At 72.0% G+C, this 14,558-nt stretch carries 13 protein-coding genes; 5 read left to right on the forward strand and 8 right to left on the reverse strand.

Annotation, left to right across the window (positions count from 1 at the left end; all coding sequences use genetic code 11):
• Nucleotides 1-3: 3 nt before the first annotated feature.
• From ACFYX4_RS08800 to ACFYX4_RS08835, 8 genes are read right to left on the reverse strand one after another with little or no spacing between them, the layout of a single operon-like run.
• On the reverse strand, nt 4-1,998 hold the full coding sequence (locus tag ACFYX4_RS08800) for an NADH-quinone oxidoreductase subunit L (RefSeq protein ID WP_389328129.1): 1,995 nt from the start codon (nt 1,996-1,998) through the stop codon (nt 4-6).
• Nucleotides 1,995-2,438, reverse strand: a complete 444-nt coding sequence (gene nuoK / locus ACFYX4_RS08805) for an NADH-quinone oxidoreductase subunit NuoK (protein WP_389328132.1) — start codon at nt 2,436-2,438, stop codon at nt 1,995-1,997. The genes ACFYX4_RS08800 and nuoK overlap by 4 nt, the downstream gene beginning before the upstream one ends.
• Nucleotides 2,438-3,121, reverse strand: coding sequence for an NADH-quinone oxidoreductase subunit J (locus ACFYX4_RS08810; RefSeq protein WP_389328135.1), 684 nt, complete (start codon nt 3,119-3,121; stop codon nt 2,438-2,440). Before ACFYX4_RS08810 ends, nuoK begins: the two co-directional genes overlap by 1 nt.
• Nucleotides 3,118-3,705 carry a NuoI/complex I 23 kDa subunit family protein gene (locus ACFYX4_RS08815; RefSeq protein WP_389328138.1) on the reverse strand — a complete coding sequence of 196 codons (588 nt, stop codon included), beginning with the start codon at nt 3,703-3,705 and terminating at the stop codon, nt 3,118-3,120. The genes ACFYX4_RS08810 and ACFYX4_RS08815 overlap by 4 nt, the downstream gene beginning before the upstream one ends.
• 2 nt (nt 3,706-3,707) lie before the next feature.
• Complete coding sequence (locus tag ACFYX4_RS08820) at nt 3,708-4,676, reverse strand: NADH-quinone oxidoreductase subunit H (protein WP_389328141.1); 969 nt, start codon at nt 4,674-4,676, stop codon at nt 3,708-3,710.
• The gene (locus ACFYX4_RS08825) at nt 4,673-6,265 is read right to left on the reverse strand and encodes an NADH-quinone oxidoreductase subunit C (protein WP_389328145.1); all 1,593 of its coding nucleotides are present in this window, start codon (nt 6,263-6,265) and stop codon (nt 4,673-4,675) included. Before ACFYX4_RS08825 ends, ACFYX4_RS08820 begins: the two co-directional genes overlap by 4 nt.
• Entirely contained in the window at nt 6,262-6,954 is a 693-nt protein-coding gene (locus ACFYX4_RS08830; RefSeq protein WP_389328148.1) for an NADH-quinone oxidoreductase subunit B, read from the reverse strand. Before ACFYX4_RS08830 ends, ACFYX4_RS08825 begins: the two co-directional genes overlap by 4 nt.
• On the reverse strand, nt 6,945-7,364 hold the full coding sequence (locus ACFYX4_RS08835; RefSeq protein WP_389328151.1) for an NADH-quinone oxidoreductase subunit A: 420 nt from the start codon (nt 7,362-7,364) through the stop codon (nt 6,945-6,947). Before ACFYX4_RS08835 ends, ACFYX4_RS08830 begins: the two co-directional genes overlap by 10 nt.
• Nucleotides 7,365-7,633: 269 nt before the next feature.
• Here ACFYX4_RS08835 and ACFYX4_RS08840 point away from each other — a divergent pair, with 269 nt between their 5' ends.
• The 5 genes from ACFYX4_RS08840 to ACFYX4_RS08860 all read left to right on the forward strand — a co-directional run bounded on the left by ACFYX4_RS08840 (nt 7,634) and on the right by ACFYX4_RS08860 (nt 14,556).
• On the forward strand, nt 7,634-8,797 hold the full coding sequence (locus ACFYX4_RS08840) for a sensor histidine kinase (protein ID WP_389328658.1): 1,164 nt from the start codon (nt 7,634-7,636) through the stop codon (nt 8,795-8,797).
• A 172-nt stretch (nt 8,798-8,969) separates the two neighbouring features.
• Nucleotides 8,970-10,349, forward strand: a complete 1,380-nt coding sequence (locus ACFYX4_RS08845) for a sensor histidine kinase (RefSeq protein WP_389328154.1) — start codon at nt 8,970-8,972, stop codon at nt 10,347-10,349.
• 326 nt (nt 10,350-10,675) lie between these two features.
• Entirely contained in the window at nt 10,676-11,335 is a 660-nt protein-coding gene (locus ACFYX4_RS08850; protein WP_389328661.1) for a LuxR C-terminal-related transcriptional regulator, read from the forward strand.
• 172 nt (nt 11,336-11,507) lie between these two features.
• Nucleotides 11,508-13,436 (forward strand): 2-oxoacid:acceptor oxidoreductase subunit alpha, encoded by a 1,929-nt coding sequence (locus ACFYX4_RS08855; RefSeq protein ID WP_389328157.1) that lies wholly within the window; start codon nt 11,508-11,510, stop codon nt 13,434-13,436.
• 118 nt (nt 13,437-13,554) lie between these two features.
• On the forward strand, nt 13,555-14,556 hold the full coding sequence (locus ACFYX4_RS08860) for a 2-oxoacid:ferredoxin oxidoreductase subunit beta (protein WP_389328664.1): 1,002 nt from the start codon (nt 13,555-13,557) through the stop codon (nt 14,554-14,556).
• Nucleotides 14,557-14,558: the final 2 nt, after the last annotated feature.

Here is a 14,558-nt window from a genome sequence, read left to right on the forward strand (position 1 = left end):
TGCTCACGCTCCCGTCGCGACGAGGAGGGCGGCGACCGCCAGGACGACGGTGCCGGCGAGCAGGGCGCTCACATAGGTCTGGACGTTGCCGGTCTGGGCGCGCCGTACGGCGGCGCCGAGCCAGCGGGGCAGGGTGCCCGCGCCGCGTACGTAGGTGTCGACGACCTCGCGGTCGAGGAACCGCACGAGGCTCGCCGCGGCCTGCACCGGGCGTACGAACAGGGCCCGGTAGACGGCGTCCAGGTGGAAGCCGACGGCGGCGTGGCGGTGCAGCGGGCCGAGCAGGAGCCGTCCCGGGTCGGCCGGGTCGGGAGCTGAGGCCACGTCGCCGTACGCGGGCGCGTGGCTCGCGATGGCCTCGGCCTCGACCTGTGCGGCGTCGCCCCCGGGGTGGGCGGCGACCGCACCCAGGGGCACGCGCGCGGCGACGGCGGTGGTGTGGCGCCAGGCGGCGTAGACGGTCAGGAGCCCGATCAGCGCCAGCCCCGTGCCGAGGACGGAGGTGGCGAGGGTCGGGGCGAGGTCGCCGCCGTCGAACCAGTCGGGCAGCGTGCGGTAGGCGAGCCCGCCGAGGGCGAGGGAGGGGACGGCGAGCACCCACAGCACAACCGTCATCGACAGGGGCTGCCGGCCGTGGTCGGGGGCCTCGGCGCCCCGGCCCCAGAAGGTCAGCAGCCACAGGCGGGCCGCGTAGGCGGCGGTGAGGAGGGCGGTGAGCAGTCCGGCGACGAGGACGATCCAGCCCGCGGCGGCGGGGGCGTGCTCGGTGTGGCCGGTGGAGACGTGCTCGGCGGCGCCGAGGACGGACTCCTTGGAGAAGAAGCCGCTGAACGGCGGGATCGCGGCGAGCGCGAGGAGCGCCACGGTCATCGTCCAGAACGCGTCGGGGACGCGGTCGCGCAGATGGCCCATGCGGGACATGGCGGCCATTGAGTTGGTGCCGGCGGCGTGGATGATCACGCCGGCGGCGAGGAACAGCAGCGCCTTGAACGCGCCGTGCGAGAGGAGGTGGAAGACGGCGGCGCCGCGGTCGCCGACGGCGAGGGCGCCGGTCATGTAGCCGAGCTGGCCGATCGTCGAGTAGGCGAGGACGCGCTTGATGTCGTCCTGGGCGAGTGCGGCGAGACCCGAGCCGGCCATGGTGACGCCGGCCATGACGGCGAGGACGACCATCGCGGCCTGGGAGGCCTCGAAGACGGGGAGGAGGCGGGCGACGAAGTAGACGCCGGCGGCGACCATCGTCGCGGCGTGGATCAGCGCGGAGACGGGTGTCGGGCCCGCCATCGCGTCGGGGAGCCAGGTGTGCAGCGGGAACTGCGCCGACTTGCCGGCCACGCCCGCGAGGAGGAGCAGGGCGACGGTCGTCGGGTGGTCGAGTCCGTCGTGGGCGACGGCGCCGAGGACCTTCGTGATGCGGAAGGAGCCGGCGTCGGTGGCGAGGGCGAACAGGCCGAGGAGGAAGGGAACGTCGCCGAGTTTGGTGACGAGGAAGGCCTTGATGGAGGCGGCGCGGGCCTCGGGGGTCTCCCAGTAGTGGCCGACCAGGAAGTAGGAGCAGATGCCCATGACTTCCCAGCCGACCAGCAGGACGATCAGGTCGCCGGAGTAGACGACCAGGAACATCGCGGAGGTGAACAGGGAGACGAGGGCGGCGTAGGAGGGGTAGCGCGGGTCCTCGCGCAGGTAGCCGGTCGAGTAGATCTGCACGCAGGTGGCGACGAGGCCGACCACGAGGGCGACGAGCGCGGCGAAGCCGTCGATGTGCAGGGCGAGTTCGATCGGGACCGAGCCGGTGGGGGTGAGCTCGGTGGCCGCGTCGACGGCCGCGTCCCCGCCCTGGCGCAGGGCGACCACGACGGCCAGGACGAGGGAGGTGAGGGTCGGCAGGACCGCGAGCGGGCGGACGAAGCCGGGGGCGGTGCGGCCCAGGAGCAGACCGGCGGCCGCGCCGAGGAACGGCAGGAGCGGGACGAGGACGGCGAGGGTGGTGGTGGTCACGCGGAGGCCTCAGCCTTCCCGGCCCGGCCGGCCTGCCGTGCCGTGCGGGCGCCGTTGTCGGGGCCGTCGATGCCGTGGTCGGTGCCGTCGTCGGTGCCGTCGTGGAGGCCGGGGCTCTCGTGGCCCTCGGCGGTGTCGCGGAGTTTGTCGATGTCCGCGGTGCCGCGGTTGCGGTGGACGGCGAGGACGATGGCCAGGCCGATGCCGATCTCGGCGGCGGCGATGGCGATGGTGAACAGGGTCAGGGCCTGGCCGGAGTGCAGGGTCTCCGCGGCGGTCCTGCTGAGCCAGACGTCGAAGGCGACGAGGTTGAGGTTGACGGCGTTGAGCATCAGCTCGACCGACATCAGGACCAGGATCGCGTTGCGGCGGGCGAGTACGCCGTACAGGCCCGTGCAGAAGAGGAGGGCGGAGAGGACGGCGGGATAGGCGAGGTGCATCAGCGGACGCCTTCCTGCTCGGACGACTCGGATGACTCGGACGGCTTGGACGACCTGGACGGCCCGGACCGACTTCCAGAACTTTCTGTGACGCTTCGGGAACTCTCGGTGACCGTTCGCGAGTTCACAGGGGGAGAGCTCGACTCCGCCTTCGCCTTGCGGGACAGGACGATCGCGCCGACCAGTGCGGCGAGGAGAAGGACGGAGAGTGCCTCGAAGGGAAGGACCCAGTGCTGGAAGAGGCTCGCGCCGGTGACCGCGGTGGAGCCGGCGGCCGGGCCGTCGAGGTCGATCCAGGTGGTGCGGAAGGCGTCGACGACCACCCAGACGAGGGCCGCCGCGGCGACGACGGCGACGGCGAGGGCGGCCCACCGGTTGCCGGAGTCGGCGTCCGGTGAGCGGCCGATGGGAGCACGCGTGAGCATCAGACCGAACAGAAGGAGGACGACGACGGAACCGACGTAGATGAGGACCTGCACCCAGGCGATGAACTCGGCGGTGAGCAGGAGGTATTCGACGGCGAGGCCGCCGAGGGCGACCACCAGCCACAGGGCGGCGTGGACCAGTTGACGGGTGGTGACGGTGATGAGGGCCGCGCCGAAGGTGACCAGACCGACGAGGAGGAACGCGATCTCGACGCCGGTCGGGGAGAGGAAGCCCTGCGGGGCCTGAGTGAGGGTCATGCCTCTCCCTCCGGGGGCTTGTCCGGTCCGTCCTGGGCGGCTTGCGCTTCTTCGGCGGCCCGGGCGGCTGCCAGCTTCTCGGCGCTCTTGCGGGCGGCGGCGATCTCCTTGGGCTCCTCCGCTCCGGGGTCGAGGGCGGGCGGGGCCGGGACCGTCCACATCCACTCGCGGAGCTTGTCCCGCTCGTGGGTGAGGTCGTGGATGTCGGTCTCGGCGTACTCGAACGCCGGGGACCAGAACAGGGCGTCGAAAGGACAGACCTCGATGCAGATACCGCAGTACATGCACAGGGAGAAGTCGATGGCGAAGCGGTCGAGGACGTTGCGGCTGCGTTCGCGGCCGCCGGGGGCCGCCGCCGGGACGGTCTCCTTGTGGGAGTCGATGTAGATGCACCAGTCGGGGCACTCACGGGCGCAGAGCATGCAGACCGTGCAGTTCTCCTCGAACAGGCCGATCACTCCGCGGGTGCGGGGCGGGAGATCGGGCTGGGTGTCCGGGTACTGCTCGGTGACGGTCTTCCGCGTCATCGTGCGGAGGGTGACGGCCAGGCCCTTGGCGAGGCCGCTCCCGGGGATGGGGGCCATGGTTACTGGATCACCACCTTGACGATGCCGGTGAGAGCGATCTGAGCGAGGGAGAGGGGGACGAGGAGGGTCCAGGAGAGCTTCTGGAGCTGGTCCTCGCGGAGCCGGGGGTAGGTGACGCGGAGCCAGATCACGATGAAGGCGAGGGCGGCGGTCTTCAGCAGGGTCCAGACCCAGCCGAGGCCGTCGGCGCCCCAGGGGCCGTGCCAGCCGCCCAGGAAGAGGACGGTGGTCAGGCCGCACAGGACGACGATGCCGGCGTACTCGGCAAGGAGGAACAACGCGAAACGGAGGCCGGTGTACTCGGTGTACGCGCCGAAGATGATCTCGGAGTCGGCGACGGGCATGTCGAAGGGAGGCCGCTGGAGTTCGGCGAGGCCGGCGACGAAGAAGACGACCGCGCCGACGATCTGCCAGGGCAGCCACCACCACTCGAAGGCGTCGAGGATGCCGGGGAGCGAGACCGTCCCGGCGGCCATCGCGACCGAGGCGGCGGTGAGGAGCATGGGGAGTTCGTAGGCGAGGAGCTGTGCGGCGGTGCGGAGACCGCCGAGGAGGGAGAACTTGTTGGCGGAGGCCCAGCCGGCCATGAGCGAGCCGAGGACGCCCACGCCCATCACCGCGAGCACGAAGAAGACGCCGGCGTCGATGACCTCGCCGACCGCGCCCTCGCCCGGGCCGATGGGGATGGCGAGGAGAACGAGGAGATACGGCAGCAGGGCCACGGCGGGGGCGAGCTGGAAGATCCGCCGGTCCGCGCCCGCCGGAACGACGTCCTCCTTCTGCGCGAACTTCACACCGTCCGCGATGAGCTGGGCCCAGCCGTGGAAGCCGCCGGCGTACATCGGCCCCAGGCGGCCCTGCATATGGGCCATGACCTTGTGCTCGGTCTGACCGATGATCAACGGGAAGGTGAGAAAAACGACGAAGACGACCAGGAGCCGCAGAGCGACATCGAGAACGTCACTCACTGCGGGCCTCCTCGGGGGGTGTCGGGCCTGTCGGGGGTGCCTTCCTCGTCGGTGGCGGGGTCGGCTTCGGTGTCGGCGGGGGTGTCGTCGGCCGGCGACGGCGGGCGTTCCGGCTCCGGTCGGTCGGGTTCCGTCCGCTTGCTCCGGGGCTCGGAGTCGTCGAAGGCCGGTCGGGCGTGGTGCCACGGGGCGTCGGAGCTGCGGGGGGCCCGGGCTGGGCGGGCCGTCTCACCGACGGCATCCGGGGCGGCGGCATCCGGGGCGGCGGCATCCGGGGCGGCGGCATCCGGGGTTGCCTCCCGTTGGCTGGCCGAGCCTTGTGAGGCACTGCGTGCGCGGCGGGGGCCTCGTGTCGGGGCCGGAGGCTGGACCTGGGGCTGGGGTGCGGCGGGTTCGGCAGCTTCCGCAGACCCGGCAGCGTCGTTCTGTTCTGGTGACGTGCCCGGGGTGGTCGGGTCTTCCGCTCGTTGGGAGGCCGAGCCTCCGGACGCGCTTCGGGAGCGGCGGGGGCCGGTCGGGCTTCGGGGGGTGCTGGGTGTCGTCGGTGCGGTCGGCGGGGTGTCCGCGGGCGTCGCCGTCTCCGGTGTGGTGGGCGGGGGTTGGCTCGGGGTCTGGCTGGCCGAGCCCTCGGCTGCCGTGCGCATGCGGCGTGCCGGGCGTTCGCCCGTCGGCCGTGCGGGGCGTTCGGCGGCTGCCGGCTGTGCCGGGGGCTCCCCCGCCGCCTGGGCGGAGGGTGCGTCGGCCGGGCCCGCCGGGTGCTCGCCGGCAGCTCGCACCGGACGCTCGGCCGAGGCTGCGGAACGCTCCCCCGCGGCTCGCACGGGACGCTCGCCCGCGGCTCGTACCGGGCGGTCCCCCGCGGCTGCGGCCTGCTCCCCCGCGGCTCGCACCGGGCGTTCCCCCGCGGCTGCGGCCCGCTCCCCCGCCGCTCGTACCGGGCGGTCCCCCGCCGTTCGGGTCGGGCGGTCGCCCGGTGTGCGGGCTGCTGGGGCGCGGGTCGGGCGGGTGGGGGCTGGGGGGAGTTGGCCCTTGAGGGGGCCCCAGTCGTTGGGGTCGGGGACGCCGGGAGGGAGCATCTGGCGGCGTTTGGGGCCGCCGTGTTCGGATTCGCCGGGTTCCTTGGCGCCGGGCCAGGCCTTGGCGACTCGGGCGGCGAGGACGAAGTCCTTGCGGAGGGGGTGGCCTTCGAAGTTCTCCGGCAGGAGGAGGTGGTCGAGGGCCGGGTGGTCCTCGAAGCGGACGCCGAACATCTCGTGCGTCTCGCGTTCGTGCCAGGCCGCGCCCGCGTAGACGCCGACGGCGGTGGGGAGGGCGGGGGCTTCGTGCGGGACGGTGGTGCGGACGAGGAGCCGGCGGACCGGGGAGAGCGCGACGACGTGGGCCGAGACGTGGAAGCCGGCGCCGGGTTCGTCGACGGCGCTGAGCCAGTCGAAGTAGGTGCAGCCGAGGCGGTCGCGGGCGGTCTCCAGGGCGGTGAGCCAGGCGGCCGGGGGGACGTCGACGGTGAGGACGTCGTAGGACTCCTCGGCCGTGGCCCCGTCGCCGAAGAGTTCCTCGGCGGGGGCGGGCAGCCAGCCGGGGGCGGTCATCGCGCGTCCCCCTCGGGAGCCGCGGAGGCCCCGGCGGTCCCGGCGGTCCCGGCGGCCCCGGGAGCGGGCGGTCGTACCAGGCCGCTCTGGAGCGCGGCCGGCGACGGGCGGGAGGCGTCGGGGGCGTACCGCTCGCTGAGCGACTCGCGCGCGATCTTCTCCTGGAGCTTCAGGATCCCCTGGAGCAGCGCCTCGGGGCGGGGCGGGCAGCCGGGGACGTAGACGTCCACGGGGATGATCTGGTCGACGCCCTTGGTGACGGAGTACGAGTCCCAGTAGGGGCCGCCGCAGTTGCTGCACGCGCCGAAGGAGATGACGTACTTGGGCTCCGGCATCTGCTCGTAGAGGCGCTTCACGGCGGGGGCCATCTTGTCGGTGACCGTGCCGGAGACGATCATCAGGTCGGCCTGGCGCGGGCCGGGCGCGAAGGGGATCACGCCCAGGCGGATGAAGTCGTGGCGGGCCATCGACGCGGCGATGAACTCGATCGCGCAGCAGGCGAGGCCGAAGTTGAACACCCAGAGGGAGTAGCGGCGGCCCCAGTTCAGGACCACCTTCATCGGCTCGGGCGCGAGGCGGGCGAGGGTGCCCAGGCGCTTCGGCTCCGGAAGCAGTACGGGTTCCGGGGCGGGCGCGTCGGGGGTGGCGTCGGGAGTCGCGCCGGCGGTCACGTCAGGGGTCACGTCCATGCCAGGACGCCCTTCTTGTATGCGTACAGCAGGCCGACGGCGAGGAAGCCGAGGAAGAGGAACATCTCCACGAGCGTGGTCGCGCCGTAGCCGGGGGCGGCGAAGACCGTCGCCCAGGGGAAGAGGAAGATCGAGTCGACGGCGAAGATGACGTAGAGGAAGGCGTAGACGTAGTAGCGGACCTGGGTGTGGGCCCAGCCCTCGCCGACGGGGTCGACGCCGCACTCGTACGTCAGGAGCTTCTCGGGGGTGGGGACCACCGGGCGCAGCAGGCGGCCCGCGCCGAAGGCGACGGCGACGAACAGCACGCCGACGGCGGCGAGCAGTCCGACGACCGCGTAGGAGTCGAAGTAGTCCGACGCGATCACGACCGTCGGACCCGTCAGCGTTTCGTGCGACGTCTGCGGCACCGTCCGTCCCTCGCTCCCCGTCTCGGCCTGTTCGACGATCTGTACGCACGGGAGTCTAGGGCCTGATAAAGGCACGGTAAGCAGCCCGTCACGCCCGGGGCAATGGGGGTGGGGTTTTCCCCAGGTGGCTCAGGCGGCGAACTCCATGGCGCGGCGGCGCGCCGCGCGGCACGCTGACCCGTATGACCGCATCCAAGTCCGCCTCCAAGCCCGCCCCCGCGGCGGCGTACAGACCTGCCGTGGCCGTCGCCGTGACCGGGCGGAGCACCATGCCCTCCCGGGGGACGGCGGGGAACGAGGACCGTCTGCCGCCGCCCCGTTTCGCCTATGACGCGCAGACCTGGAAGGAGATCGCGCATCTCCTGGCGAACCTGCCGATGTCGATCGTCGGGTTCACCTACGGGATCACCGCGCTGTTCGTCGGCGCCGCGTTGACGCTGACGGCGGTGGGGATGCCGTTGCTGGCGCTCGGGCTGCTGGGCGCGCGGCTGATCGGCCGGTTCGAGCGGGGGCGGGCGCGGCTGCTGCTCGGGCTGCGGATCGACGAGCCGAGCCCGCTGCCCCTGCGGCGGTCGGGCAACTTCTTCCAGGGCATGTGGCTGACGCTGAAGGACCCGGTGGCCTGGCGGACGCTGCTGTACGACTTCATCCGGCTGCCGTGGGGCATCGCCACGTTCACGGTGGTCCTGGTGTCGTTGTTCGTGCTGTGGCCGGTGCTGCCGTATGTGGCGCGCGGGTTGACCAACGCGGACCGGGCGATGGTGCGGGCGCTGCTGTCGCCGTCCGACGAACTGGAGCGGCGGATCGCCGAGTTGGAGTCGGACCGGGGGGTCGTGGTCGACACGGCCGCCGCCGATCTGCGGCGCATCGAGCGGGATCTGCACGACGGTGCGCAGGCCCGGCTCGTCAACCTGGCGATGGGGCTCGGTCTGGCGAAGGAGAAGCTGCTGGAGGACCCCGACGCGGCCTCGGCGATGGTCGAGGAGGCGCACGGCGAGGTGAAGCTCGCGCTCCAGGAGCTGCGCGACCTGGCGCGGGGCATCCATCCGGCCGTGCTGACGGACCGGGGGCTCGACGCGGCGCTGTCGTCCGTGGCCTCGCGGTGCACGGTGCCGGTGCAGGTGACGGCCGAGCTGACGGCCCGGCCGGCGCAGGCCATCGAGGGGATCGCCTACTTCACCGTCTCGGAGCTGCTCCAGAACGTCAGCAAGCACAGCGGGGCGCGGTCGGCGTCGGTGGACGTGTGGCGGGTGGAGGACCGGCTGCTCATCCAGGTGTGGGACGACGGCCGGGGCGGCGCGCGGCTCGACGGCGGCACGGGGATGCGGGGGCTGGCGGAGCGGCTGAACGCCGTGGACGGTCTGTTCGTCGTGGACTCGCCGCCGGGCGGGCCGACGACGGTGACGGCGGAGCTGCCCTGGCGGGACCGGTAGGGGGCGCGCGGCGGCGCGGGGCGGTGGGGTGGGCGGGGCGGTGGGGTAGGGAAAACCCCCCGTTCAAGAGGCCGACGGACTCCATGGTCCGCGGCCCCGCCGGACGGGAGGGTGGAGGTAGGGGACGACGCCCGCAGACGAGACGACGAGACGAGTAGAACGGACGACGCCGATGACCACGCAGTTCGGGGAGTACGGGGACCACGGGGGGTACGGGTCCTACGGGCGCGACTCGGGGTACGGAAACTCCGGGTACGGGGCCGGGGAGCGGCGGCGACGGGTGCCGTTGGCGCTGCGGGCGCCGGTGGAGGCGCGGGCCTGGCGGGAGTTCTTCTTCGTCCTGCTGAGCCTGCCGATCAGCATCGTCCTGTTCACGTACGCGGTGGTCATGCTGTCGGTGGGCGCGGGGCTGCTGGTGACGTTCCTCGGCATTCCGGTGCTGGCGGCGGGGCTGGCCGGCTGCCGGGGGCTCGGGGCGCTGGAGCGGGCGCGGGCGCGCGGGCTGCTCGGCCTGGACGTGGCCGCGCCGGAGCCGCTGCGGCCGCGCGGGCGGGGCGTGATGGCCTGGACGGTCGCGGTGCTGAAGAGCGGCACGTCGTGGCGGCACGTGCTGTACGCGGTGCTGCATCTGCCGTGGGCGGTGTTCTCGTTCTCCGTCGCGGTCGTCTTCTGGACGTACGGCTGGGCGATGCTGATGTATCCGCTGTGGTTCTGGGTCTTCCCGCTGTACGGCGGGCAGGGCGGGCTCCAGCTGTACGGCGACGAGCACCACCGGATCTACCTCGACAACCCGTTCGAGATCACGATGACGGCGCTGGTGGGGCTGCTGTTCACGATGGCGACGCCGTGGATCGTGCGGGCGCTGACGACGGTGGACCGGGTGATGGTGCACGGGCTGCTCGGGCCGTCGCGGCTGGCCTCGCGGGTGGTGGAGCTGGAGTCCGACCGGGGGGTCGTGGTCGACACGGCGGCGGCGGACCTGCGGCGCATCGAGCGGGATCTGCACGACGGGGCGCAGGCGCGGCTGGTGGCGCTGGCGATGGATCTGGGGCTGGCGAAGGAGAAGCTGCGGGAGGACCCGCGGGCGGCGGCGCGGATGGTGGACGAGGCGCACGGCGAGGTGAAGACGGCGCTCCAGGAGCTGCGGGATCTGGCGCGGGGCATCCATCCGGCGGTGCTGACGGACCGGGGGCTCGACGCGGCGCTGTCGTCGGTGGCGTCGCGGTGCACGGTGCCGGTGCGGGTGGAGGTGGATCTGACCTCGCGGCCCACGGCGGCGATCGAGGGGATCGCCTACTTCACGGTGTCGGAGCTGCTTCAGAACGTCAGCAAGCACAGTGGGGCGCGGTCGGCGTCGGTGGATGTGTGGCGGGTGGAGAACCGGTTGATGCTTCAGGTGGTGGATGACGGGGTGGGCGGTGCGGATGCCTCCGGCGGGTCGGGGCTTGCGGGGTTGGCCGGGCGGTTGGATGCGGTGGACGGGATTCTGGTGGTGGATTCGCCTGCGGGTGGGCCCACTCGGGTGACCGCGGAGTTGCCCTGGCGGGCGTAGTTCGGCGTGGTTCGTGCGTGGCTTCGTGTGCAGTTCGGCGATCCGTCGTGGGGCGGTGGGGGATTTCGCCCCCGCCGCCCCTTCCCGTCCCCCCGGGGGCTGCCGCCCCCGGACCCCCGCTTTCGGCCCTGAACGGGCCTCGTCCTCAAACTCCCCCAGAGGGGGCACCCCCAGACGGGCTGCAGAGTTCACCCGCTCGGCCGAAAGCGCTCGACAACCTCTCGACGCCCGAGCGCGTCGCGACCGTTTGCTGGAATGCTGGACGCGTTCAACCAGACGGGTGGGACAGGGATGTGCGCTGGGGGGCCGGGATCGTGGAGGACAGGGTGCGGGTGGTCATCGCCGAGGATTCGGTGTTGCTGCGGGAGGGGCTGACCCGGCTGCTGACCGACCGGGGGCACGACGTCGTCGCGGGGGTCGGGGACGGCGAGGCGTTGGTGAAGACGGTGACCGAGCTGGACGCCGAGGGGGCGCTGCCGGACGTGGTCGTCGCGGACGTGCGGATGCCGCCGACGCACACCGACGAGGGAGTGCGGGCGGCCGTCCGGCTGAGGAAGGCGCATCCGGGGCTGGGGGTGCTGGTGCTGTCGCAGTACGTGGAGGAGAGGTACGCCACCGAACTGTTGGCCGGTTCCAGCCATGGTGTGGGCTATCTGCTGAAGGACCGGGTGGCCGAGGTGCGGGAGTTCGTGGACGCGGTGGTGCGGGTGGCGCGAGGGGGCACCGCGCTCGACCCCGAGGTGGTCGCTCAGCTGCTCGGACGCAGCCGTAAGCAGGACGTTCTGGCCGGGCTCACCCCGCGCGAGCGGGAGGTGCTCGGGCTGATGGCCGAAGGGCGGACGAACTCGGCGATCGCCCGGCAGCTGGTGGTCAGCGACGGCGCGGTCGAGAAGCACGTCAGCAACATCTTTCTGAAGCTGGGTCTGTCGCCCAGCGACGGGGATCATCGGCGTGTACTCGCCGTGCTCACCTATCTCAATTCGTGACAGCCGGGAGAACTCGGGAAATCATGGCAAGTCGGGGCGCACCCCGGCCGTCTCGCGGCGATGTCCGCCATGTGGAAGGCCGAGGGAGGCGCCCTCTACCGACGTAGGGTTGATCCAGGGAGGGCCTTCGGGAAGGCCCCTCTGGACAGCCACCTCGAGGGAGGTCCAGTCAGTGACCAGTCAGGTCAGCAGCCCAGCGGAACACACCGACGGGTCCGTCGTGGGAGAGCAGCGCAAACCGGACGGGGCGAAGGACGTCCGCCGCCTCGACCGGGTCATCATCAGGTTCGCCGGGGACTCCGGTGACGGCATGCAGCTCACCGGCGACCGCTTCACCTCGGAGACGGCGTCGTTCGGCAACGACCTGTCGACGCTGCCCAACTTCCCCGCCGAGATCCGTGCGCCCGCAGGCACCCTCCCCGGCGTCTCCTCGTTCCAGCTGCACTTCGCCGACCACGACATCCTCACGCCGGGTGATGCGCCCAATGTGCTGGTCGCGATGAACCCGGCCGCGCTGAAAGCCAACATCGGCGATGTGCCGCGGGGCGCGGAGATCATCGTCAACACGGACGAGTTCACCAAACGGGCGATGCAGAAGGTGGGGTACGCGGCCTCGCCGCTGGAGGACGGGTCCCTCGACGGTTACCAGCTCCATCCGGTCCCCCTGACCACCCTGACCGTCGAGGCACTCAAGGAATTCGACCTCACCCGCAAAGAGGCCGAGCGCAGCAAGAACATGTTCGCGCTCGGCCTCTTGTCATGGATGTACCACCGGCCGACGGAGGGAACCGAGAGATTCCTGAAGTCGAAGTTCGCGAAGAAGCCCGACATCGCGGCCGCCAACATCGCCGCGTTCCGCGCCGGGTGGAACTTCGGGGAGACGACGGAGGACTTCGCCGTCAGCTACGAGGTGGCGCCGGCGGCCAGGGCGTTCCCGGTGGGCACGTACCGGAACATCTCCGGGAACCTGGCGCTGGCGTACGGCCTCGTCGCCGCCTCCCGCCAGGCCGATCTGCCGCTGTTCCTCGGCTCGTACCCGATCACCCCGGCGTCGGACATCCTGCACGAGCTGAGCAAGCACAAGAACTTCGGTGTGCGGACCTTCCAGGCCGAGGACGAGATCGCGGGCATCGGGGCGGCGCTGGGCGCGGCCTTCGGCGGCTCGCTGGCGGTGACGACCACGTCCGGGCCGGGCGTCGCGCTGAAGAGCGAGACCATCGGGCTCGCGGTCTCCCTGGAGCTGCCGCTGCTGATCGTCGACATCCAGCGGGGCGGCCCGTCCACCGGGCTGCCGACCAAGACCGAGCAGGCCGATCTGCTCCAGGCGATGTTCGGGCGCAACGGCGAGGCCCCGGTCCCGATCGTGGCCCCGCGCACTCCGGCCGACTGCTTCGACGCCGCCCTGGAGGCCGCCCGCATCGCCCTCGCCTACCGCACGCCGGTGATGCTGCTCTCCGACGGCTACCTCGCCAACGGCTCCGAGCCCTGGCGGATCCCGGAGCTGGACGAACTGCCCGACCTGAGCGTGCAGTTCGCGCAGGGCCCGAACCACACCCTGGCGGACGGCACGGACGTCTTCTGGCCGTACAAGCGGGATCCGCAGACCCTCGCCCGGCCCTGGGCGGTGCCGGGGACGCCGGGTCTGGAGCACCGCATCGGCGGCATCGAGAAGGAGGACGGGACGGGGAACATCTCCTACGCCCCGGCCAACCACGATCTGATGGTCCGCACCCGGCAGGCCAAGATCGACGGGATCGACGTCCCGGACGCGGAGGTCGACGACCCGCACGGCGCGCGCACGCTGGTGCTCGGCTGGGGCTCGACGTACGGGCCGATCACGGCGGCGGTACGGCGGCTGCGGGCGGCCGGGGAGGCGGTCGCGCAGGTCCATCTGCGGCATCTGAACCCGTTCCCGGGCAACCTCGGCGCGGTGCTGCGGGCGTACGACAAGGTCGTGATCCCCGAGATGAACCTCGGCCAGCTCGCCACCCTGATCCGGGCGAAGTACCTGGTCGACGCGCGTTCGTACACCCAGGTCAACGGTATGCCGTTCAAGGCGGAGCAGCTCGCCGCGGCACTCAAGGAGGCCATCGATGACTGAGACGACCGGTTCCTCCGGGGCGGTGACGGCCGCACGCGCCGCCGGCCGCGCGGCGGAACGCACGGGCACCACGATCGAGGCGCTGTCGCTCGTCCCCAAGGCCGAGGCCCGGCAGTCCATGAAGGACTTCAAGTCGGATCAGGAAGTGCGCTGGTGCCCCGGCTGCGGTGACTACGCGATCCTGGCGGCCGTCCAGGGCTTCATGCCGGAGCTCGGGCTGGCCAGGGAGAACATCGTCTTCGTGTCGGGCATCGGCTGCTCCTCGCGGTTCCCGTACTACATGAACACCTACGGCATGCACTCCATCCACGGCCGCGCGCCCGCGATCGCGACGGGGCTCGCCGCCTCCCGGCGGGACCTGAGCGTGTGGGTCGTGACCGGCGACGGGGACGCGCTGTCCATCGGGGGCAACCACCTCATCCACGCGCTGCGGCGCAACGTCAACCTCAAGATCCTGTTGTTCAACAACCGGATCTACGGGCTCACCAAGGGCCAGTACTCGCCGACCTCCGAGGTCGGCAAGGTCACCAAGTCGACGCCGATGGGCTCGCTGGACGCGCCCTTCAACCCGGTCTCGCTGGCCCTGGGCGCCGAGGCGTCCTTCGTGGCCCGCACCGTCGACTCCGACCGCAGACATCTGACGGAGGTGCTGCGCCAGGCCGCCGCCCACCCGGGCACGGCGCTGGTCGAGATCTACCAGAACTGCAACATCTTCAACGACGGCGCGTTCGATGCCCTCAAGGACAACCAGTCGGCCGAGGAGACGGTGATCCGGCTGGAACACGGGCAGCCGATCCGTTTCGGAGCCGACTCCGCGAAGGGCGTCGTACGGGACGCGGCGACCGGTGATCTGAAGGTGGTGGCCGTGACCGCGGAGAACGAGTCCGAGATCCTGGTCCACGACGCGCACGCGGCGTCCCCGACCACCGCCTTCGCCCTGTCCCGGCTGGCCGACCCGGACACCCTGCACCAGACGCCGATCGGCGTCCTGCGGGCCGTGGAGCGGCCGGTCTACGACACCCAGATGGCGGACCAGCTGGACGCGGCGATCGACCAGCACGGCAAGGGCGACCTCGCCGCGCTGCTGGCCGGCGGGGACACCTGGACCGTCGTCGGCTGAGC

This window comes from Streptomyces sp. NPDC002328, from assembly GCF_042890065.1.
Classification (GTDB): domain Bacteria; phylum Actinomycetota; class Actinomycetes; order Streptomycetales; family Streptomycetaceae; genus Streptomyces.

What these genes read in the sequence shown, in the direction of transcription:
- ACFYX4_RS08860 (WP_389328664.1), top strand. Translation starts at nt 13,555, where the DNA reads ATGAAGGACTTCAAGTCGGATCAGGAAGTGCGCTGGTGCCCCGGCTGC.
- ACFYX4_RS08845 (WP_389328154.1), top strand. Translation starts at nt 8,970, where the DNA reads ATGACCACGCAGTTCGGGGAGTACGGGGACCACGGGGGGTACGGGTCC.
- ACFYX4_RS08810 (WP_389328135.1), bottom strand. Translation starts at nt 3,121, where the DNA reads ATGACCCTCACTCAGGCCCCGCAGGGCTTCCTCTCCCCGACCGGCGTC.
- ACFYX4_RS08840 (WP_389328658.1), top strand. Translation starts at nt 7,634, where the DNA reads ATGCCCTCCCGGGGGACGGCGGGGAACGAGGACCGTCTGCCGCCGCCC.
- ACFYX4_RS08825 (WP_389328145.1), bottom strand. Translation starts at nt 6,265, where the DNA reads ATGACCGCCCCCGGCTGGCTGCCCGCCCCCGCCGAGGAACTCTTCGGC.
- nuoK (WP_389328132.1), bottom strand. Translation starts at nt 2,438, where the DNA reads ATGCACCTCGCCTATCCCGCCGTCCTCTCCGCCCTCCTCTTCTGCACG.
- ACFYX4_RS08815 (WP_389328138.1), bottom strand. Translation starts at nt 3,705, where the DNA reads ATGGCCCCCATCCCCGGGAGCGGCCTCGCCAAGGGCCTGGCCGTCACC.
- ACFYX4_RS08830 (WP_389328148.1), bottom strand. Translation starts at nt 6,954, where the DNA reads ATGGACGTGACCCCTGACGTGACCGCCGGCGCGACTCCCGACGCCACC.